Below are 20066 nucleotides of genomic sequence, written 5' to 3' on the forward strand. Positions count from 1 at the left end.
AATAACTTTGGCTCAGAGAAGCCTTGGTTTCTCAGTCCGCCTAATGGACGTTAGCTGCGCGCCAAGCAGTTTTAGCCCCTGGCAGATACCCAAATTCTCAAATCTAGCGTTGATGGTTTGAAACAAAAGTATAACAATAGAGATAGGCAACCTATGACGGCAAAGGCTCCTGTTAGGCTCATCTGGCTGTAGACTTTGCTTTAGTGTCATCCTGAATTGATCATCAAGGCTGTTGCTTACACAGAAAGCTTTACTGAAAGCCTCTAGGGAGAGAACGCTCATTTATGACTAGGCTCGAAACCAGAACAGAGCCAATGGTGCTCAATATGGGGCCGCACCACCCGTCAATGCACGGCGTGCTGCGTCTCATTGTCACCTTGGACGGCGAAGATGTCGTTGACTGCGAGCCTGTAATTGGCTATCTCCATCGTGGTATGGAGAAAATCGCTGAAAACCGCACTAACATCATGTTTGTCCCCTACGTCAGTCGGTGGGACTATGCGGCAGGTATGTTTAACGAAGCCATTACGGTAAACGCGCCAGAGCAGTTAGCAGACATCGAAGTACCCAAACGCGCCAGCTACATCCGCGTCATCATGCTGGAGCTGAACCGTATTGCCAACCACCTGCTATGGCTTGGCCCTTTTCTAGCAGACGTAGGCGCACAAACGCCCTTCTTCTATATCTTCCGAGAGCGGGAGATGATTTATGACCTGTGGGAAGCGGCCACAGGAATGCGGTTGATTAACAACAACTACTTCCGGATTGGTGGCGTAGCCGCTGATCTACCTTACGGATGGATTGATAAGTGCCTAGACTTTTGCGACTACTTCGTCCCTAAAGTGGACGAGTACGAGCGCCTAATTACCAACAACCCGATCTTTCGCCGCCGGATTGAGGGAATTGGCACCGTGACCCGTGAAGAAGCGATCAACTGGGGACTTTCCGGCCCTATGCTGCGCGGTTCCGGCGTTAAGTGGGATCTGCGAAAAGTGGATCACTACGAATGTTATGACGACTTCGATTGGGAAGTCCAGTGGGAAACAGCAGGGGACTGCATGGCCCGCTATCTGGTGCGTATTCGCGAGATGAGAGAGTCTGTCAAGATCATCAAACAGGCTTGCGAGATGATTCCGGGGGGGCCTTACGAAAACTTGGAGGCCAAGCGCATGGCCGAGGGGCCAAAGTCCGAGTGGAACGATTTTGACTATCAGTTTATCGGCAAAAAAATTCCACCCACTTTCAAGATTCCCGCTGGCGAACATTACGTCCGCATGGAAACGGGTAAGGGAGAACTCGGCGTCTTCATCATCGGCGATGATAACGTCTTCCCCTGGCGCTTCAAAATTCGTCCGCCCGATTTCAATAACCTGCAGATTCTGCCGCACTTGCTACGCGGCGTCAAGGTGGCTGACATTATGGCAATCTTGGGCAGCATTGACATTATTATGGGTTCCGTCGATCGCTAAGCAGGTTCGTCTATTCAGTTAGAGTGATCAAGCAGGTTCAAAACGGGCCTGCTTTTTCATTGAGAACTACCGCTGAGATATTGCGTCAATTAGCTGAACTTTCAGGAGTTTGCAGCTTCCTTTATAGTCAGGGGCACTTTAAATTTAGTCTGTTCTGGAAAGCAATAGATAGCGAATTCCTTTTATCCTAGTCCGCAACTTTCCAGAGCAGTTGTTGTCCTCGTCTTGAGTAGACTGCTTTGAAAACTTCTAAGTTTATTGCTTCACAAACAATTTTTGATCAGCAAAATCGCCACATTCAGCTACTACAGCAAATTATGGCGATTGTGCAGCAATCCAGCGGTGTCCAGGCTTACCAGGCGATCGCTCAGCAGATAAGCTCGTTCTTAGCAATCAATCACTGCGTCATCTGGAGCAGCCAGCCGGGACAGCTTACACTCCAGGCTGACTATCGGACATCGGATAGTTCGGACTTTCCTCATACCTGTTTAGAAGCAGCTCAGACCTACATTGCAGAATCTTCCAGTCTTGAAGCTGGCGCTTTTATCGTCTCTAGCGACGGCAACATTACTGATTTTCAGCTCTCAGAGCAGTGGACCCAAACCGAAGCTTACCTAATCGTCCCTACCTATTCCCAGCAGCGTCTCAACGGCTGGCTAGGGTTGCAAATGCATCAAGCTGTATGGATTTCTTTACCCGTTGGCTGGATTCAAGATATTTCAATTCAGCTAGGAATTGCGATCGCTCAGAATCACCTGTTTGACTGTGAGCGTAAGCTAAAACTATCAAAAATTGAAAGCATTCAGGCAGAACAGGCTTGGCAGGAAAGCCAGCGCTTTATTCAAAACATTACAGATGCCAGCACAAATATTCTTTATCTGTACGAGCTAGAACCGCAATACTTGACCTACGCCAATCAACAGTTTGAGAAGATCTTGGGCTATCAGCTCAGTGAGATTCAAGATTGCCTAAATCAGATTGTCCATCCTCAGGACTTGGAAGCGCTCGACAGCCAGCGACAGCGCTCCTATGCGCTCCAAGATGGAGAAGTTTTAGAAGGCGAGTATCGCCTGCGGCATAGCAAGGGCTATTGGCGGTGGCTATTGATCCGCGAAACCGTACATAGCCGTTTGGCCGATGGTACACCCTGTCAGTTATTGGGCACAGCAACAGACATTACAGCCCTTAAGCAAACTAGCTCAAACTTAGAGAAGGCCAACGAAACGCTTGAAAAACTAGCGGCTACCGACGAACTCACTCAGCTAGCCAATCGCCGCTACTTGATGCATTATCTCGCTTGTCAGTGGCAAAGCCTGTTGGAAACTCAGGAACCGTTGACGATAGTTCTGTGTGACGTTGACTATTTCAAGCTTTATAACGATACCTATGGTCACCAGTGCGGAGATAAATGTCTCAAGCAAGTTGGGCTAGCGCTGAAAGCTTCTGTTCGCCGTTCTAGCGATCTAGTGGCTCGCTATGGAGGAGAAGAGTTTGTCTTGGTCCTGCCGCAGACCTCCGCCAAAAACGCTATTCAGGTGGCTACGCGAATTCGATATAACGTTCGGCAACGGGCCATCGAACATCAAAAATCTAATATCAGCCAGTATCTGACCGTCAGCTTGGGAATCGCCAGCATGATTCCCGACAACGCTCAAACCATAGAAACCCTAATTGAGCAGGCCGATCAGATGCTCTACACGGCGAAGTGTAAAGGCCGCGATCGCGTCTGCGTTACTGACGCCAGCATAGTCGATCAGCCGCCCATCGTCTCTGTGTAACCGCCAAACTCAATCTTGGCAAAAGGCGCGCCCCGATTGCTCGCAACGGCAAACATACACTAGTCATTCAGTCCAAAAATCTTAATCCGATAATCAGCTTATTCTCAGAACAATAGACCAAAATAAATCGTCAAAGACAATTAACTCTGCAACTTTTGAGCTACTATAGCAGACTAATAAAACAGCTGATTCTGTTACATTCTCATGACAAAGGGGAAGGCTAAGCTCAATCAGCTTGCCGCCAAGCCAGTTGAGTTCGGTTTTCCGATTGGGTTCCCCTCCCCCAACTATTCATCGGGGTGAGTGATGATGAATGAAACTACAGCACTGGCACGATTAAGATTTTAGTCCAACGCTTGAAAGCGTTTTATGAAGAGCGTTTCCAGCCTTGACTAATTCAGTGCCAAAGATAAAAAGGAGCTAGCGTTTCAGCACTTTACGCAACCGAGGAAATGTTTTACTATATAAACACGAAGTCATTACGATTTTGATTACGCGATCCACACGTTAAGTCATTTTCGGTAATTACCGGACAGGTTTAGGGGTTCTAGGCTGGTTTTGCTCCCCAAGCAAATTGCAGGTTTTGGGAGTGGTTGCTACAGCTTATCTTCCTAGGCCAGAGCTGCCCGGTTTCAGTTCTAGAAACTGTTCTAGAAAAGCGAAGCTCTTCTATTCCGATAGTTGCCTCTAAGTCTACTGGTGTAGTTGTGTTCTCTTCAAAGCCTGAGTTATCAGGCAGATATCGGCATTTTCAGCGGAGGCGAGTTATTCATGTCCAAAGTCAAAGCGCGCCAAACAAAGTCTCGTAGTAAGGCAAAGCCTCTCTATACGACAGATGCGGTTCGCACCTATCTTCACGAGATTGGCCGGGTTCCTCTCTTAACCCATGAGCAAGAGATTATCTTAGGCAAGCAGGTGCAGCAACTGATGGCCCTGCTCGAAATTAAGGAGACGCAGGAAGAGGATTTAGACCGCGAAATCTCTGAGCCGGAATGGGCCGAGAAAAGTGGTTTAAGCCTAGAAGAGCTGCGCCGACAGTTGCGCAAAGGTCAGCGCGCTAAGCGCAAAATGATTGAAGCCAATCTGCGGCTAGTGGTGGCGATCGCCAAGAAGTACCAGAAGCGTAACCTTGAGTTTCTCGATTTGATTCAAGAAGGTACGCTGGGACTAGAGCGTGGCGTTGAGAAGTTTGATCCCACTAAAGGATACAAGTTTTCGACCTATGCTTACTGGTGGATTCGCCAAGCCATTACCCGGGCGATCGCCCAGCAGGCCCGCACGATTCGCCTGCCTATTCACATCACCGAAAAGCTCAACAAAATCAAGAAGGTGCAGCGAGAGCTAGCGCAAAAGCTGGGCCGAGCCGCTTCTCCAGTTGAAATCGCCGAGGAGCTAGATTTAGAGCCCAAGCAAATTCGCGAGTTTTTGCTAATGGCACGACAGCCTATTTCGCTCGATGTGCGCATTGGTGATAACCAAGACACTGAGCTGCAAGAGCTGTTGGAAGATGATGGAGCTTCACCGGAAGATTTCACCGTGCAGGAATCTCTGCGGCAGGATATTCGGGGTATGCTCTCAGAGCTGACGCCGCAGCAGCAAGAGGTGATTACGCTGCGCTTTGGTCTGAACGACGGCAATGAGCTGTCATTGGCGAAAGTTGGCCAGCGTATGAGCATCAGCCGGGAACGAGTACGCCAGCTAGAGCAGCAAGCTCTGAAGCATCTGCGACGGCGCAAATCTAACATTCAGGGCTACTTGGCTAGCTAGCTCAGTTAGACGGTAAGAGCAACGGGATGGGCGGTAGCAATGCTGCTCATCCCCTTGCTGTATTTGTCACATTATTGAGCAATAGCAAGCATCTCAAGCATCTCTTTTAGTTTTGACCCACTCTGCCTGAGGTTTCCGCAAGGCACTTAAGTATAGGGGCACCTTAGCGGCAATATAGAGTGGAATCGATATTAGCTGCTGGAAGGACAGCTCACTGCGGCCAAACTTAAGCCAGGCACTTAAAATAGCAATCCCAATAAAACTGCCGCTTACCGCTAGCAGAGCTAGGGGCCACCAAAAACTCGTCAGGATCCCCACGATTGCGGCTGTGATCAAGCAAGAAGCCCACAGCACAACCAGCAGTGAGAGCGGTGGAATACAGAGGTCTAGCCCCATCACCAGCAGGTCAAAGCGCCATCGACTGATAGCCGTTGCTAGGGTGGGCAAGCCGTAAGCTTTAATCATCTGCAAGTGTCCGTGTTCCCAGCGGGTTCGCTGGCCTTTAGCGGCAGCTTCCTCCTGAGGGAGCTGTCCGAGTACCTGGGCCTCAGGGCAAAAAGTAGGCGGATAACCTGCGATCGCTAAATCGAGTCCCAGCTTCATATCTTCGACAATGTGACTGCTGGCTAAATCAACCGTTTGGAGAGCCTGCCAGGGAAAGGCCATGCCGGTACCTGTCAAAGAACAGGGCAAACCTAACTGCCGCAGTCCTTTAAGTCTCACTAAGTTCTTAACTTTGAAAGCGAATGCAGACACGGCGTCTTTTAGGCTGGGCTGGGCCGGTTTTTCCATCAGGTAGGTTGCCTGTACAGGACGCTGCGTAGCGATCGCCTCGCAGACCAGTCTACCCACAGCACCCGGCTGAGCCAAACAGTCTGCGTCTACGATGACGACTACATCAGGCGACAACTCAGCTAAAGCCTTGAGTCCATAATCAAGGGCATAGCCTTTTCCCCTCTGACTGGGATTGCTACGCTCAACGACGGACACGCCAAATGAGCGAGCAATTTCAGCCGTATCATCAGTGCAGTTATCAGCTACGACTAAAATGTCCTGAAGCTCGGATACCTGAGAGACTAGGCATTCTAAGGTTTTATGAATGCAGATAGCTTCATTATGGGCTGGGACTAAAACGGCTGCTCTGACTGACGTATCAACCATCGGCTGCGGTGAGCGGCGAGCTAGAGCCGCAAGGCACTCTATTAACAGCAGCCCTGAAAGTAACAAAAAAAGAATAGCTACTATCAGCATACCGACCGCAGCAGGCAAAATAAGCAGATGGCTGAGTCTCAACACGTTTAGTTAAAGCTATAGTGGGCAAGCAAGTTAAAAGCTGGTCAAAAAATCTAGCAGGCTCAGCGGCGCCAACACTCCCCTAGAAACCCGACCTAGGAAGTCTAGGATTGAGGGGAATGACCGTTTAGCGACGAAAATCACGTCGCCGTCCTGTACCTGATAGTTATCAACTAGGTCATCAAGGTCAACCACCTGTTCCTCAATCAGCCCTTCTTCATTGATGCGGATGAGCGCGACTTCAGACAGTCTTGCATCTTGAGTTGGCCCCCCTGCTACCGCCACAGCACTTGAAATAGAACTATTAGGGGGAACCTGGACTTCGCCGGGACTTCTGACTTCTCCCACTACTCGCACGCGAATCTCAGCGGGAGCTAAGCTCGAACTAGCAATCAAACGCTGATCAACCTCGACCGGCTCTGTGAGTTCTGGCACAAAAACAGAATCGCCATCCCTCAGTAGAATATCTTTCGCTTCTGTGTTGGAGATGAGCGCTTCCCAAAAATTAACCGTAATCAGCTCTCGCCGTCCAATCGCATTGGTTCTCTCAACTGATACCTGGCGAATATCTGCATCTTGCTGAATCCCGCCCGCCGCAATCAGGGCCTGACTCAGCGTTGGAACCCCCGTCGAGCCACCTGTGCCAGTCAGCTGAATGGGGCCGGGGCGATGGACTTCACCAGCCACGCTAACAATGACTGGGCGGGTTTCTGTCAGGCTGATGCTGACAACCGGATTGACCAGAAAGCGGCGTAGGCGATCATCTAGCTCAGCTCTGACGGTAGGCAGCGTTTTACCAGCCGCCGGGACAAAACCAAGCAAGGGTATTGAAATTGAGCCATCAGGTAAGACAACGCGCTCAATCTCAAATTCTGGATAGCCTAAGACGTTGATCGATAGAGCATCGCCTGATCCGAGAATATAGTCTTGCGAGACGGCGACTGGCAGTGGGGCGGCCTCACCGTCCTCAATTGGTGGCAGCGGTCTAATCAAAGACTGGGCAGCCGCAGGCGGTAAAAACCGGCTATTGCTCAGTAAACCTGCAGCTAGTAGAGCTGCTAAAGGAAGCCGTTTCAAGGTTGAGCCACAAACCATAGCTTTTAAGCAAAACTCAAGAAAGTTTTAGGGTAAAAATCAGTTGGAAAATATCTTTGGCAGCTTGGAAGAAGACGCCGACTTATTAGCGCCGCCAATGCGATACTCTTCCGGCGCTCTAGAGTAGTAGGCATAGACGCTCTGAGGCTCGTCTTTGGTATCAACGCCGTTAGCAACCAAACCTAAAACATTGGCGCCTGAACGAGCGAGCAAGGATTTAGCAGCGGTGGCGCTGGCAGAATCAACGAAGCGAGTCCGAGCTACAAGTAACACACCATCGACAGCAGTGCCTAAGACGGCAGCATCCGCAATTCCCGTCAGAGGAGGCGTATCAAACACTACATACTCATACTGACCTAAAAAGTCTTGCACCAGGGATTTCATCCGTTCTGAGTCAATTAAAGCCAGGGGATTGGGGGGAATAACGCCTGCCGTCAGAACGAAGAGGTTCTGAGAAATGGTCTGTATCGCTTCATCTAGCTTCCCTTCGCCAACCAAGACATGACTTAGACCTACAGAATTGACTAGGCCCCACAGATGATGCTGCGAAGGCGATCGCATATCGGCATCAACCAGCAAAACGCGATCGCCGTTTTGGGCTAAAGCCGCTGCTAAATTGGCCGAAACTTCTGATTTGCCCTCTTTGGGCACCGAGCTGGTAATTGCGATCGCCCGATTTTTCTTATCAGAACTCATAAACTTCAGGTTAGCCTGCAGCATCTGGTAGGCCCCATAGACAAATGAGCTAGAGGTGCTAGAGGCATCGAAGGTGACTATGCGAGGCGAGATTTGCTGATTTGATTTTTGAAGAGAAAGGTCATTTAGAATTGGTAGCTCTTCTGAATCAATATCAGATTTGGGGATAACTCCCAGGAGCGTATAGCCAAAGAGGGCTTCGGCATCTCGAACGGTCTTTACGGTACGATCAATTAGATCTAGGAAGAAAGCAACGGCAATACCTAAGAAAATGCCCGCGCCCGCACCCGCCACTAGCAGCTTCTTACTATCGGAGGACACTGTCGTGGGACTAGAAGCTGCTTCAATGATTTGGGCGGTACCAATGCTTTGATTTTCACTAATGGAAATCTCCTGCAGCCGAGTCTGTAGAGATTCGTAGATGTCTGTGGCGGCTTCAAATTTGCGTTCAAGACTACGCTGCCGCTTTTCCAGTACGGGAAAGGCATTAGCTCGCTGCTGAAAGCGCGATCGCGTATCTACCAGACTATCGATACGGGGCAATAGGCTTAGTCGCTCAATTTCCACCGCTAGCAGTTCTGAAGTCAGACCCTGTTGTAAGCTGACCATCTGCAGGCTAGCCGCCGGAACAGCCAAAGTTTGACCCAGTACCTGAGCTACCCGTTCTTGCAAAAGCGTATTGAGTGAGTCAACTTGACGCTGAAGGTTTTCAATAACCGGATGGCTGTTAGTATAAAGGGCCTGCTGGCTGGCTAGCTCAGTCTGAGCTGTCTGCAAATCGGTCAAGACCTGTTGAATCCCAGGAGCCTGACTGAGGGTGCTGGCTGTCGCCGCCTGCTGAGGTGACATATCAAGCTGCCGCTGTAGCTCCGAGGAGCGGGACTCTAGCTCAGCCAATCTGGCCTGAATCTGATTAATTTCGTTTGTTAAAGCGGCAATGGTTGTCAGCGTTGTTGAAACTTCTTGCTCAAGCGCAACTACCTGGTTTTGCGCTTTGAACTGCCGAATTTCTTCAGCAGCCTCTTCTGCTTCGGTCTGAGCGACGGGCAGCTCTTTTTCTAAAAACTCACGAGCGGCTACAGCCGCTGCCCGGTTAGTTAAAACATTCTTCTCGATATAAGTCTGCATCACCTGGTTGACGATATCGACCGTCAGCGCCGGGTTGCCAGACTGATAGGTAACAACTAAGACATCTGAACTGCCCAAATTGTTAACGTTGAGTCCTCTGGCTATAGATCCAGGAGAAACAAGATCGCCGTTGTCGTCTCTGATATTGAGTTCTTCTACCACCTCTTCTAAGATGACGGGCGATCGCAGCAGAGCCGCCTGGGTCTTGAGGGGATCGGTCTTACCGACTGTATCAAAATCGCTGAGATCTTGTCCAACGCCTCCGGTCAGCGAAGCCGAACGGTCAACCTGTAGCAAAAGCTGGCCGCTAGCCTGGTAAGCCGGATCTTCTGCCAGCGTTAACGCAGTTGCAGCCGCTACGGGCACCATGAAAGCTCCTGCCGCTGCCCACCATCGCCGCTTTAGTACTAGCCAGTATTTCCGCAGATCTATTTGTTCAACAGCATCTGCTGTCTCTTCTTTAGCTGTCTTAGATTCCATAGAAACAAGTTGCGGTTGAGGCTGTAGTGACACCAGGTTTGTTGCTAGGTGCTCTGTAGAAACTACTCTCTAGCTTAAGCAAATCAATAACTTAGCTGCCAACAAGATTTCGTAAATTTTGGAGCCAAGGACCCTCAAAAGCTAGAGCAGCAGGTCGGCGAGCATTTATTTAATCGAACCGGAATTGGCTAGAAAAGTTCCTGACTGTAGTCATTCACTGTAACTATTTTACGATTGACTGGCAGAGTCAGTTGAACCTACAGCCTATCTTGCCAAACTCACAAGGTTCTACTCGCAAAAGGATCTTGATAGCAGTTTAGCTTTTGCTGCACAATCAGCTTGAAAAAAGGCAATCCGTCAATCAAATAGCGTCGCCACAGCCGCCGAGGTTCGCGCAGTAAGCGATGTAGCCATTCTAAGCCCAGTTCACTCATCCAGCGAGGTGCCCGGCTGAGAGTACCCGCTTCAAAGCTGAGAGCTGCCCCAAGAGCCAAAAATACTTTTATATGTTTGAGTGAGTCTTTGTATTTAAAAATCCACTTTTCCTGCTTCGGCGCTCCCAAGCCGACTGCTAATACATTGGCATTAGACTGATTAATTAGCTTCAAAATTTGCTGGCATTCTCCTGCTTTGACCTCAAATCCATATGAGGGAGAATGAGCCGCCACGACCAGTTCGCGTCCAATGCGACGGTTGATATTCTGCTGGGCTTGCTGAGCGACACCGGGAGCACCCCCTAGAAGAAAAATCTTGACTGCTGGGTCAGCTCCGTACTTTTGGCAGAATGCCGGAAATAAGTCAGAACCTGAAATTTTTTCGCTAATGGGCGTCCCCAAGAATTTGGAGGCATACAGCAGAATCTGGCTATCACAGATGCGATATTGGGCAGCCTGATAAATATCGTAAAAATGACTGTCATTTTGTAGCTTCATCAAGTGATCCACGTTTGGAGTCAGAACAATGCCCCCCCAAATAGGATTTAAGCGTTCCAAAAGCTCCGTTAGCGAAAGATTATCGATTCTGATATTGAGGAGCCTAATTTGATTCATCAAAGTTACCGTTAGTCGCTTTTAACTCAAGAACCAACAGAGTCTCAGGAACGTGCTGTACCCTCAAAATTATTTTTTGAGCACTAAATTTAGCAAAACGACAAAACCGCCGTCGAGTAAACAGGTAGGCGCAGCTAAATATGAGTAAATGTAGGTTGCGATTAAGGAACGAAACTCAACATCTACAAATAATTAGGTCCGCCTACTTATCAGAAGAATTGGTAGTACAATGACTCGGCTAAAAAGCTCAGTTTTAAGAAGCTATTTTGCTCAATTGAAAAATTTCGCAGAAGCCGCTGTGATCAGCGCTTCCCTCTCTAGGTAGAACCACGGACTGACTGCATTCTTAGAATATTCTAGGCTCAACGCTAAAATTAACCTTAAAGACTTTGAAGGTCGATCTTAAAGACTCTTTAAAGGCGCTGAGCAGGACTGTTTTATTCTCAATGGAGAAAACATGGCAAGGCGTTTTTAGATTTTCGGCAGAGAAGCAATCTCTATTGATCTAAAGCCTACGGGCTGACAGGGGGTTCCACGGCAAATTTGCTGTGGGGGTTGATCTCTAAAAACGCCGCTGCGAGCACCTATGAGAGCATTTGCGCCAATTCTGACGCCTGGTCCTATAAAGCAGTCAGTCGCGATCCAAACGCCATTCTCGATAAAAATGGGCGCAGTTTGTAGCTGAAAGGTGGGGCTGCTAGCGCTATGGCTGCCCGTACACAGATAGGTTTCTTGAGAAATGACGCAGTGACAGCCCACATAGATAGGGTCGAGGCTGTAGAAGACAACATCATCACCGATCCAGCTATAGTCGCCAATAGAGATCTTCCAGGGATAGGTAAATCTCGCCGTTGGACGAATAATTACGCCTTTGCCAATTTTGGCCCCGAACCAACGCAATAGGGTGCGCCGAGGCGCGTGATGAGCATGGAGCGTAAGCGGAAAGGCGATCGCCTGAACCAGCCACCAGAGCATGATCAGCCAGCGCGGGCGGCCTGGATCAAACCAGGACTGATCGTACCGCCGCAAATCTACTAGAGCTTCAGCTCCCAAACTCAGGGCTGAGGTCGGCAGGGATACAGATGAGTCAGACTTCTCGTTGGCAGAATCGGGCCGCGACATTTTGAACTGGCTCAGGCATCGGGTTGAGGACTTGAGGGCGCAGGTAGCTGAACAGATGGCTCCACAACAGAGATCCTTTCAGCCGCTTGAACGTTTAGATGACCGCTAAACTGTCGCAGCTCGTAAAGCTTCACGCCAATCTGATATTCGTATTGGCTGAGCAATCGCCCGTAGATGTAACCGGCTTTGCCGTCCAAAAAACCTAGCTGTACGAAATAGAACAAAATGAAGCGCAATAAAGGGCGGAAGGGCAGTCTGACCCAAATTTTCTTCAAGAAGCGCTTACGCTGAACGGAATCACCAAACAGGCTGGCCCCGATGGTGCCATCTTCCCCCATCCCCGTCAGCAGGTTGTAATAGACTCTGGCTTCCCAGTTGGAATAGCGATTGTGACGCGCTAGCCACTGATAGAGATCGCGGAAGTCAATATGGAGCATATCGTGTTGAAGATAGCCGATTGTTCCAGGCACAATCACGTGTTCGTGTACTTCGTTGTCGCCGGTATTCTGGATATCTTCGGTATGCAGGTTTTCGTAGCGGCCCAGGCGATGACGAAAGAGACGCAGGTTCCAATCTGGATATTTGCCGCCGTGCCGAATCCACTTGCCCAAAAAGTAGACGCGGCGGTTGAGATAGTAGCCGTTGTGGTCAGAAGATTTAATCACTGCGGCGATTTCATCCCAAAGTTCTGGGGTAATGCGCTCATCACAATCTACAATCAGAACCCAGTCGTTGCGAAAGGCGATATTTTCAAGCGACCAATTTTTCTTTTTGGGCCAGCGACCATTGAAGTGAAACTGAACAACTTCAGCGCCTGCTGCTTGGGCAATTTCAATAGAGCGATCGCTGCTTTGAGAATCTACTACAAAGATTTCGTCTGCTCTAGCAACGCTCTCTAGGCAAGCAGGTAGGTTAGCCTCTTCATTCTTAGCGGGAATAAGAACAGAAACCGGAATCTTGGATGAAGCAGTAGACATTTTGAGGGTTAGGCCAACTATAAGGGCAAACAATAACGGAGGAAGACGCTAAGCTGCTATTGGCGATTCACCGAGCAGCTACTAGGTCGATCGCTTAGTCGTCGCTGGACGAATTATGCCCTGCAGAGCGCTTAAAAGATAACCAATTTGCCCATAGGCATAGGCAAGATTGGCAAAACGCTCCGCCGGATCTTGACAATATTTGATCACTTTGTAGCTGCCTCTGAGCAAGCGTTCGCCGCCGCGCTGCAGTTGGTGCCAGCCAGCACGACCGGCAATCTGTTCGCGGTAGCATTCACTAATACCCTGCCACCAGCTGCGGTTTAGGTGCCAGGAGGGTTTTAGGCGATCGGGGGCTACATGATGAGCCGCTAATGCCTCCGGAACATAGGCAACCTGCCAGCCTGACTGCAGGGCTAGCGCAGTCATGTGCATTTCTTCATTGGAGAGTAGATTTTGCCCGACACGACCCAGGTTAGGATCGAAGCCACCAATACTGGTCAAGAACGATTTGCGAATGGAGTAATTCAGGCCGCGCGGAGTCAATCCCGGCTGTTCAATATAGATCAGCTGCTCGCCTAAGTCGTAGGTGCCTAAGCTGGCTGAGAGTTCGGCAGATAGCCAGCGGGGAGGTGTGGTTTCCGGGGGCCAGATTAGGGTCACTTTACCGCCTGCGATCGCCAACTGAGAATTCTGCTGATAGACCTGATAGAGCGTCACGAGCCAGTCCTGACTGGCCTCAGCATCGTCATCTAAATAGGCTAAAATCTCACCCTTAGCTGCAAGCGCACCGGCATTGCGAGCGGTGGAGAGACCAAGCTGAGGCTCATAGAGATATCGCAGCCGCGAGTCACCCAGGCGAGCTTCCACCACAGAGCGGGTATGATCGCTAGAAGCATTATCAACCACAATCACCTCATATGCGGTGAAGGTCTGCTGTAGCAAGCTATCAATTGCGCCCCCTAAATAGGCAGCTCGGTTGTGGGTGCAAATGATGGCGGATATCTGAGGCTGGGGCATAAAAAGTTAAGGCCGTTTATGAGAAATACGCCAGATAGCGAGACTCGATCTCTAATTTAAGATGCCCATTTTGTACAGTGACTTTGCTATCTACTGACAAAGTTAGCTAAAGCGACCAGGACAATCCGTTTTGCACTAACATTCCAGTTAAGCCCGGATAAATCTTAGTGCAATCTAGCGTGTTTACCAAGCCAGAAGAGATTGATGTTGCGCCTTTTATTGACCATGCCCTACTGCAGCCGACAGCAACTAGCCGTGAGGTAGAGCAGGTCTGCTATGAGGCTGACCGATTCGGCTTTGCCGCCGTATGCCTCTATCCAACCCATGTGCGGCAGGCGGCTGAATTACTGCACAACAAAGCGCCCAAAGTTTGCGCCGTGATCGGATTTCCCACTGGAGCAACCACGTCTGCGGCCAAGCTCTATGAGGCTCAGGAAGCAGTTGAAAATGGCGCTACCGAGCTAGATGTTGTAATCAACCTAGGCTGGGTCAAACAGGGGGCAGTACATCAGCTACATCAGGAAATTGCTGAAATTTGCGAGTCAACCGGACAAACCGTTAAGGTGATTCTGGAGATGGCACTGCTGACAGCTGCAGAGCAGCAGACAGCCGTAGAAGCCTGTTTGGATGCCGGGGTTGCTTTTTTGAAGACCCATACGGGCTGGTTTGGCGGCGCTAGCGTAGCCGATGTGCGCCGACTGAAGGAGATGGCTGGCGATGCCATGGGAATTAAGGCATCCGGCGGAATTCGCAATTGGCATCAGGCGGTCGAGCTAATTTTGGCGGGGGCTACCCGACTAGGCACTTCAAGAGGACCCGAGATTATACGCGATCGCGGTATCCTAGAAGAATAGCCGCTACTAGATTTTGCTGATATCTCTAGCTTGAGAAGCTGCTGTTTGTCTTCTTTGATTTGCTCTGAATGAGTCGCACTTATAAAGCAACCGGAATTAATTTAAAGGGCACTCCTTTGGGAGAGTCCGATCGGTTGCTGACAATTTTGACGCCAGAGCAGGGGCTGATTCGAGCTGTCGCTCCCGGTGCCCGTAAGCACAATTCCCGTTTGGCAGGTCGCAGCGGCCTTTTTGTCGTCAATCAGCTGCTGCTGTCTAAGGGCAAAAGCTTAGACAGAATTTCACAGGCGGAAACTGAGCGCTCCTATGCGGGACTGAGCGCTAACTTAACTAAGCTCACCGCTAGCCAATACCTGGCTGAACTCACTCTCTATCAGGCTCTGAGCGAACAGCCTCAAGAGGCCTTATTTTGTCTGCTGCTAGAACATTTGGAGCGGCTAGAGCAGGCGGCGGCGGCAGCGGTGCTTCCCTGCCTAGCGCAGGCAACTTTTCACCTGCTGGCACTAGCGGGGATTGCTCCTCAGGTTCATGTTTGCTGCATTACGCAAGAGCCAATTGTTCCCGACTTGCTAGATCCAGACTGGCAGGTGGGCTTTAGCCTAGCGGCTGGTGGAACCGTGCAGATTTCTAGGCTAGAGCAGCTTGGCGATCGCGCTGCGGCAGAGCGACGACCCGCCATAGTTCCGGCTAAAAGCCCAGCAGCTAGGCAAGCAGACGCCTCTGGCTCTAAAAAAACGGATCTGAGGCAAAAGGCTAGCGCAGCAGGACGGCAACCTAAAGCAGATCGGATATTTCACCTGAGTGCTTTAGAATTAGCCCTCTTTCAGCAGCTCAGTCATCCCCAGTTACTGGTTGCTCAGCCAATGACAACGCCGCTGCCATTGGCTGTAACCGCCAGCCCGCATCATCTCTGGTATCGGCTCGAAAAGTTTCTCAGACATTACGCTCAATATCATCTAGACAGGTCTATTCGCTCAGCCGCGCTGATTGATACCTGTTTTTCTACAGCCTCACTATCGTTCAACTAAACTTTCTCATCTATGTTTCAAGAATCTGACGCAGACATGGCAAAAACGGTGGCTGCCACTGATGAGCGCCCTGATCAAGAAGGGGCTGCTCAGATGTCTGCTTGTACCCCAGATTCGCGAAATCAGTCTGAGTCGGCGAGTCAAGCAGCAAACGGCAACAGTCAACCGGCGGTATCGCAGCCAATTAGGGGATTTTGGCCAGTTTTACAGAACGCTAATTTTTTGACCCTCTGGAGTGGTCAGGTGTTCTCTCAGCTAGCCGATAAAGTTTACTTAGTGCTGATGATTGCTATCATCGCTAGCCAGTTTGAAGCACCGGGGCAAACCATCAGCGGCTGGGTTTCAGCCGTCATGATTGCTTTCACCATTCCAGCCGTCTTGTTTGGCTCGCTGGCTGGCGTTTATGTAGATCACTGGGCCAAGAAGCCGGTGCTGGTTGTCACTAATCTGCTGCGGGGTCTGCTGGTAGTCTTGCTGCCGGGATTGCTGTGGCTGTCGCAAGACTGGGGCACCCTCTGGGGTCTGCCGGCAGGATTTTGCTTTCTCCTCGCAACGACTTTTTTAGTGTCCACCCTAACCCAGTTTTTTGCACCTGCAGAGCAAGCGGTTATTCCGCTGGTGGTGAAGCGAGGGAATTTACTTTCAGCCAATTCACTTTATACGACTACGATGATGGCCTCGGTGATCATTGGCTTTGCCGTGGGCGATCCGCTGCTGGCGATCGCCGATCGCCTGTTGGCCCCCTTGGATGGTGGCTCAGGACTGGGCAAAGATATTTTAGTAGGCGTTAGCTACGGCATCGCTGGCCTGCTGCTGCTGCTGCTGCAGCCCCACGAAAAAAGAGAAGCGCAGCAAAGCGATCCCCACGTTTGGCAGGATATTCGAGAAGGTCTGCAGTACATAAAGGGGCAGCCTGCTGTCCGCGGCGCTCTGATTCAGCTCGTGCTGCTTTTTTCTGTCTTTGCCGCTTTGGCGGTGCTGGCAGTGCGCCTAGCTGAAGTCATTACGGTGCTGAAATCCTCCCAGTTTGGCTTTTTGCTGGCGATGGCGGGGGTTGGCATGGCTATAGGCGCAGCGCTGATTGGGCAGTTTGGCCAGCGGTTCGCTCGCAGCCAGCTCAGCATCTTTGGCTCTGCAGGCATCACCACCACGCTGCTGGGGTTGGCATTTTTAGCCGAACAGCTTTGGCTCTGTCTGCTTTTAATCGGTTTGCTAGGCGTCTTTGCCGCCATTGTGGGCATTCCGATGCAGACGACGATTCAAGAAAAAACGCCTGAGGATATGCGAGGTAAGGTTTTTGGACTGCAAAATAATTTAATTAATATTGCTTTAAGTTTGCCATTGGCGCTAGCTGGCGTAGCGGAGACGTTTTTGGGACTGCGCACCGTATTTCTGGCGCTGGCAGCGCTGGTTGCGGCAGGAGGAATTATTACCTGGTATATTGGCCGTCCCCAACTGACCGCTTGAGAATCTGCTGAGAAGCGGCTATATACTTGTTAAGTTCTCATAAAGTCATGGCTTGACGATTTTTAGTCGACTTTCCTGGCAGCCGTTAGCTATCTCTATTAATTGAATGCACATCGCTTGGCTTGGTAAGAAATCTCCTTTTTGCGGCAATGTTACCTATGGTCGGGAGATCACAAATGCCCTACTGGATCGAGGACATCAGGTAACTTTTTTACATTTTGCCCAGCCGGAGGAGGAGACGCTAAGCGATCGCCCAGATTGTCAAGAGGTTTCGCTGCCTTTCATTTTTAAGTCGCAGATCCTGACAATTCCTTCTTTTCGATCAGGCAAGCTGCTGGCACAGGCCTTAAAGCGACTCAAGCCTGATATTGTTCATGCTTCGTTAACCCTGTCACCGCTCGACTTCCGCCTGCCAGAAATTTGTCAGGAATTGAGCATTCCATTGGTTGCCACTTTTCATCCGCCCTTTGATCGGCGACGGCGCAATTTGACCTCTGGCACCCAGCATCTAACCTATCAGATTTATGCGCCCTGCCTAGCCCATTACGACTGCGTAATTGTCTTTTCTCAGCTCCAGCGAGACTTGTTAGTGAAGCTAGGGGTGCCGGCAGGGCGAGTCAGCGTCATTCCCAATGGGGTCGATATTCAGAAATATGCGCCCGGACCTGCTGCAGTCAAGCAGGAGTTTCAGGCTGAGCGGCTGTTTGTCTACCAGGGGAGACTTGCCATTGAGAAAAACGTGGAGTCTCTACTACGGGGGTGGAAGCAGGCCAAACTAGCGCCCAGCAGTAAACTGGTTATTGTGGGCAGCGGGCCTTTAACTGCTTCGCTACGTGCTTTTTACGGCTCTGCTGAAAACGTGATTTGGCTGGGGTTTGTAGCAGACGAGCAGCGGCGCATTGAGATTCTGCGCGGAGCGGACGTGTTTGTGCTGCCCTCTTTAGTAGAGGGGTTATCTCTCTCGCTGCTAGAGGGTATGGCCTGTGAGGCTGCCTGCATTGCCACCGATGCAGGAGCTGACGGCGAGGTCTTAGAAAATGGGGCTGGGGTGATTTTAGATACGCAGCGGGTTTCGACCCAGCTCCAGGCATTGCTGCCTGTATTCCAAGATCATCCTGAAATGACCACGCTACTAGGGCGTAAGGCCCGCCAGCGGGTACTAGAGCGCTATACCCTAGGCGGCAATATTAGCCAGCTAGAAACGCTCTATGCTGAGATTTTGCGCACTTCGCGGCTTTATCTGAGTCGGGGAGCCTGATAGCGCCCTTCAGCCTGACGCAAGCTCACTAGCAGCAGTCAAGGTGGCATCTATTTCAACAGGTTCAGGCTGGTCTAAAACTTGCCAGACTGCTTGCATTAGCTCGTTTAGGCCGATGCCTGCAACAGCAGAAATGCAAAAGACGGGAGTGTGAGCGATCGCCTCTAACTCAGCCGCGATCGCGGCTACTGTTTCCGCTGGCATGGCTTCAACTTTGTTGAGCGCTAAAATTTGAGGGCGATCGCCCAGGGTATCACTATAAGCCTCTAGCTCTTGCTGAATCGTCTGATAGTTGGCCAGCGGTTGCTCAGCAGTTACGTCTACCAAATGCAGCAGGAGCCGGGTGCGCTCGACGTGGCGCAAAAATTCGTGGCCTAGCCCCAAACCTGTATGGGCTCCCGCAATCAGTCCGGGAATATCGGCAAAGACGGTACCATCGCCGGTGGCTTTGCGCACAACGCCTAGATTGGGGACCAGGGTAGTAAAGGGATAATCAGCAATTTTAGGACGAGCGGAAGATAGGGCCGCAATTAGAGTAGACTTGCCCGCGTTGGGCAGCCCAATAATTCCCACTTCTGCAATCAGCTTCAGCTCTAGGCGAATGCGACGTTCTTCGCCTGGCAGACCCGGCAATGCTCTTTCGGGTGCCCGATTGCGATTGCTGAGGAAGTGGCGATTGCCCAAGCCGCCCTTGCCGCCCTGAGCGACGCAGAGGCTTTGTCCCGGCTGAACCAAGTCTCCCAAAAGTTCGCCCGTTTCAGCATCATAGACAACAGTGCCACAGGGAACTTCAATCTGGCGATCGCGCCCGGCCGCGCCAGTCTTGTTTTTAGGTCCGCCGCGCTCTCCGCTGGCCGCTTTGAAGCTATGTGCATATTTAAAGTCCAGCAGCGTTTGCAGGTGATTGACTGCGACCAGATAAACTGAGCCACCAGGGCCACCATTGCCGCCAGCAGGCCCGCCCGCTGGCACGTACTTTTCGCGCCGAAAGGCCACTAGGCCGTCGCCGCCGCTGCCCGCCAGCACCTCTACTTCTGCTTGGTCAATAAACTGCATTACTGCTGTAACTCAATCATGGCTTGACGAATCTGGGCTTCAAGTGTTGGCTGCTGCTGATGGGCGGCTGTCATTTGGTTGAAACGATTAACGCTCAAACCGTTATTGACCACAATTTCAGCGGCTTGGGAACAGTAGCCAACCACAATTTCTCTCACCTGGGAGCGGAGGCGGCGAGGCACGTTGGGAAGATTGTTGGCATTGGTGCAGGTGAGATTGAACTGGCTAGCATCTAAGTTTTCTGCCATTAGAATGTCTTTAACTTGGGTATAAGCCGCTGTTCTCAACCTATCCATCTGCAAGACTGCGCGGGCATAGCCAACAATTTCTTCAGAGGTGATGGTAGCGGGCTGCGATTGTGCCTGTACCGCATTATCAACAACCTGAAAATGAGACTTTTGCCAGTCGATGCGAGTGCCGGACACTAACGAAGCCGCAACCAAAAGGCTACTCAATGCAGAAACCGAGCGCAGGAACCGCCGACGGAACTGGAACAAACGAGGAGATACTATTTGAATTGACATCTGGC

The 20066-nt window shown here is 50.7% G+C and carries 16 protein-coding genes; 7 read left to right on the plus strand and 9 right to left on the minus strand.

The annotated features are described in order from the left end of the window. The first annotated feature begins 284 nt into the window (after positions 1-284). The 3 genes from QJQ48_RS00620 to QJQ48_RS00630 all read left to right on the plus strand — a co-directional run bounded on the left by QJQ48_RS00620 (position 285) and on the right by QJQ48_RS00630 (position 5014). On the plus strand, positions 285-1469 hold the full coding sequence (locus tag QJQ48_RS00620) for an NAD(P)H-quinone oxidoreductase subunit H (RefSeq protein WP_346289236.1): 1185 nt from the start codon (positions 285-287) through the stop codon (positions 1467-1469). Positions 1470-1708: 239 nt separating this feature from the next. Beyond that, positions 1709-3247 carry a GGDEF domain-containing protein gene (locus tag QJQ48_RS00625; protein WP_346289237.1) on the plus strand — a complete coding sequence of 513 codons (1539 nt, stop codon included), beginning with the start codon at positions 1709-1711 and terminating at the stop codon, positions 3245-3247. Between the two features lie 771 nt (positions 3248-4018). Continuing rightward, the gene (locus QJQ48_RS00630; RefSeq protein ID WP_346289238.1) at positions 4019-5014 is read left to right on the plus strand and encodes an RNA polymerase sigma factor, RpoD/SigA family; all 996 of its coding nucleotides are present in this window, start codon (positions 4019-4021) and stop codon (positions 5012-5014) included. A 93-nt stretch (positions 5015-5107) separates the two neighbouring features. On the opposite strand, the gene QJQ48_RS00635 is transcribed toward QJQ48_RS00630, so the two are convergent. The 7 genes from QJQ48_RS00635 to QJQ48_RS00665 all read right to left on the minus strand — a co-directional run bounded on the left by QJQ48_RS00635 (position 5108) and on the right by QJQ48_RS00665 (position 13874). Continuing rightward, entirely contained in the window at positions 5108-6175 is a 1068-nt protein-coding gene (locus QJQ48_RS00635) for a glycosyltransferase family 2 protein (RefSeq protein ID WP_346289239.1), read from the minus strand. Between the two features lie 165 nt (positions 6176-6340). Then, the gene (locus QJQ48_RS00640; protein ID WP_346289240.1) at positions 6341-7384 is read right to left on the minus strand and encodes a polysaccharide biosynthesis/export family protein; all 1044 of its coding nucleotides are present in this window, start codon (positions 7382-7384) and stop codon (positions 6341-6343) included. 57 nt (positions 7385-7441) lie between these two features. Beyond that, entirely contained in the window at positions 7442-9706 is a 2265-nt protein-coding gene (locus QJQ48_RS00645) for a GumC family protein (RefSeq protein ID WP_346289241.1), read from the minus strand. 278 nt (positions 9707-9984) lie between these two features. Further along, positions 9985-10755 carry a WecB/TagA/CpsF family glycosyltransferase gene (locus tag QJQ48_RS00650; RefSeq protein WP_346289242.1) on the minus strand — a complete coding sequence of 257 codons (771 nt, stop codon included), beginning with the start codon at positions 10753-10755 and terminating at the stop codon, positions 9985-9987. Between the two features lie 471 nt (positions 10756-11226). Continuing rightward, positions 11227-11877: a hormogonium polysaccharide biosynthesis acetyltransferase HpsU gene (hpsU, locus tag QJQ48_RS00655; protein WP_428843006.1), complete on the minus strand. Its 651-nt coding sequence runs from the start codon at positions 11875-11877 to the stop codon at positions 11227-11229. Positions 11878-11888: 11 nt separating this feature from the next. Continuing rightward, on the minus strand, positions 11889-12854 hold the full coding sequence (locus QJQ48_RS00660) for a glycosyltransferase family 2 protein (RefSeq protein ID WP_346289243.1): 966 nt from the start codon (positions 12852-12854) through the stop codon (positions 11889-11891). 81 nt (positions 12855-12935) lie between these two features. Next, entirely contained in the window at positions 12936-13874 is a 939-nt protein-coding gene (locus tag QJQ48_RS00665; protein ID WP_346289244.1) for a glycosyltransferase family 2 protein, read from the minus strand. Between the two features lie 167 nt (positions 13875-14041). On the opposite strand from QJQ48_RS00665, the gene deoC reads away from it, so the two are divergent. The 4 genes from deoC to QJQ48_RS00685 all read left to right on the plus strand — a co-directional run bounded on the left by deoC (position 14042) and on the right by QJQ48_RS00685 (position 18481). Beyond that, a complete protein-coding gene (gene deoC / locus QJQ48_RS00670; protein WP_346289245.1) occupies positions 14042-14728 on the plus strand; it encodes a deoxyribose-phosphate aldolase in 687 nt (228 codons plus the stop codon). Positions 14729-14796: 68 nt separating this feature from the next. Beyond that, positions 14797-15756 carry a DNA repair protein RecO gene (gene recO / locus QJQ48_RS00675; protein ID WP_346289246.1) on the plus strand — a complete coding sequence of 320 codons (960 nt, stop codon included), beginning with the start codon at positions 14797-14799 and terminating at the stop codon, positions 15754-15756. 12 nt (positions 15757-15768) lie between these two features. Continuing rightward, on the plus strand, positions 15769-17223 hold the full coding sequence (locus QJQ48_RS00680) for an MFS transporter (protein WP_346289247.1): 1455 nt from the start codon (positions 15769-15771) through the stop codon (positions 17221-17223). A gap of 106 nt (positions 17224-17329) precedes the next feature. Continuing rightward, on the plus strand, positions 17330-18481 hold the full coding sequence (locus QJQ48_RS00685; protein WP_346289248.1) for a glycosyltransferase family 4 protein: 1152 nt from the start codon (positions 17330-17332) through the stop codon (positions 18479-18481). 9 nt (positions 18482-18490) lie between these two features. On the opposite strand, the gene obgE is transcribed toward QJQ48_RS00685, so the two are convergent. After that, positions 18491-19537 (minus strand): GTPase ObgE, encoded by a 1047-nt coding sequence (gene obgE, locus QJQ48_RS00690; RefSeq protein WP_346289249.1) that lies wholly within the window; start codon positions 19535-19537, stop codon positions 18491-18493. After that, complete coding sequence (locus QJQ48_RS00695; protein WP_346289250.1) at positions 19537-19980, minus strand: DUF4168 domain-containing protein; 444 nt, start codon at positions 19978-19980, stop codon at positions 19537-19539. Before QJQ48_RS00695 ends, obgE begins: the two co-directional genes overlap by 1 nt. Positions 19981-20066: the final 86 nt, after the last annotated feature.

Source organism: Sphaerothrix gracilis Ecp01 (assembly GCF_030405905.1).
GTDB lineage: Bacteria > Cyanobacteriota > Cyanobacteriia > Phormidesmidales > Phormidesmidaceae > Sphaerothrix > Sphaerothrix gracilis.

Coding starts and splice junctions, on each gene's coding strand:
- QJQ48_RS00620 (WP_346289236.1), top strand. CDS start 285: ATGACTAGGCTCGAAACCAGAACAGAGCCAATGGTGCTCAATATGGGG.
- QJQ48_RS00630 (WP_346289238.1), top strand. CDS start 4,019: ATGTCCAAAGTCAAAGCGCGCCAAACAAAGTCTCGTAGTAAGGCAAAG.
- QJQ48_RS00635 (WP_346289239.1), bottom strand. CDS start 6,175: ATGGTTGATACGTCAGTCAGAGCAGCCGTTTTAGTCCCAGCCCATAAT.
- QJQ48_RS00645 (WP_346289241.1), bottom strand. CDS start 9,706: ATGGAATCTAAGACAGCTAAAGAAGAGACAGCAGATGCTGTTGAACAA.
- QJQ48_RS00650 (WP_346289242.1), bottom strand. CDS start 10,755: ATGAATCAAATTAGGCTCCTCAATATCAGAATCGATAATCTTTCGCTA.
- hpsU (WP_428843006.1), bottom strand. CDS start 11,877: ATGTCGCGGCCCGATTCTGCCAACGAGAAGTCTGACTCATCTGTATCC.
- QJQ48_RS00660 (WP_346289243.1), bottom strand. CDS start 12,854: ATGTCTACTGCTTCATCCAAGATTCCGGTTTCTGTTCTTATTCCCGCT.
- QJQ48_RS00665 (WP_346289244.1), bottom strand. CDS start 13,874: ATGCCCCAGCCTCAGATATCCGCCATCATTTGCACCCACAACCGAGCT.
- recO (WP_346289246.1), top strand. CDS start 14,797: ATGAGTCGCACTTATAAAGCAACCGGAATTAATTTAAAGGGCACTCCT.
- QJQ48_RS00680 (WP_346289247.1), top strand. CDS start 15,769: ATGTTTCAAGAATCTGACGCAGACATGGCAAAAACGGTGGCTGCCACT.
- QJQ48_RS00685 (WP_346289248.1), top strand. CDS start 17,330: ATGCACATCGCTTGGCTTGGTAAGAAATCTCCTTTTTGCGGCAATGTT.
- obgE (WP_346289249.1), bottom strand. CDS start 19,537: ATGCAGTTTATTGACCAAGCAGAAGTAGAGGTGCTGGCGGGCAGCGGC.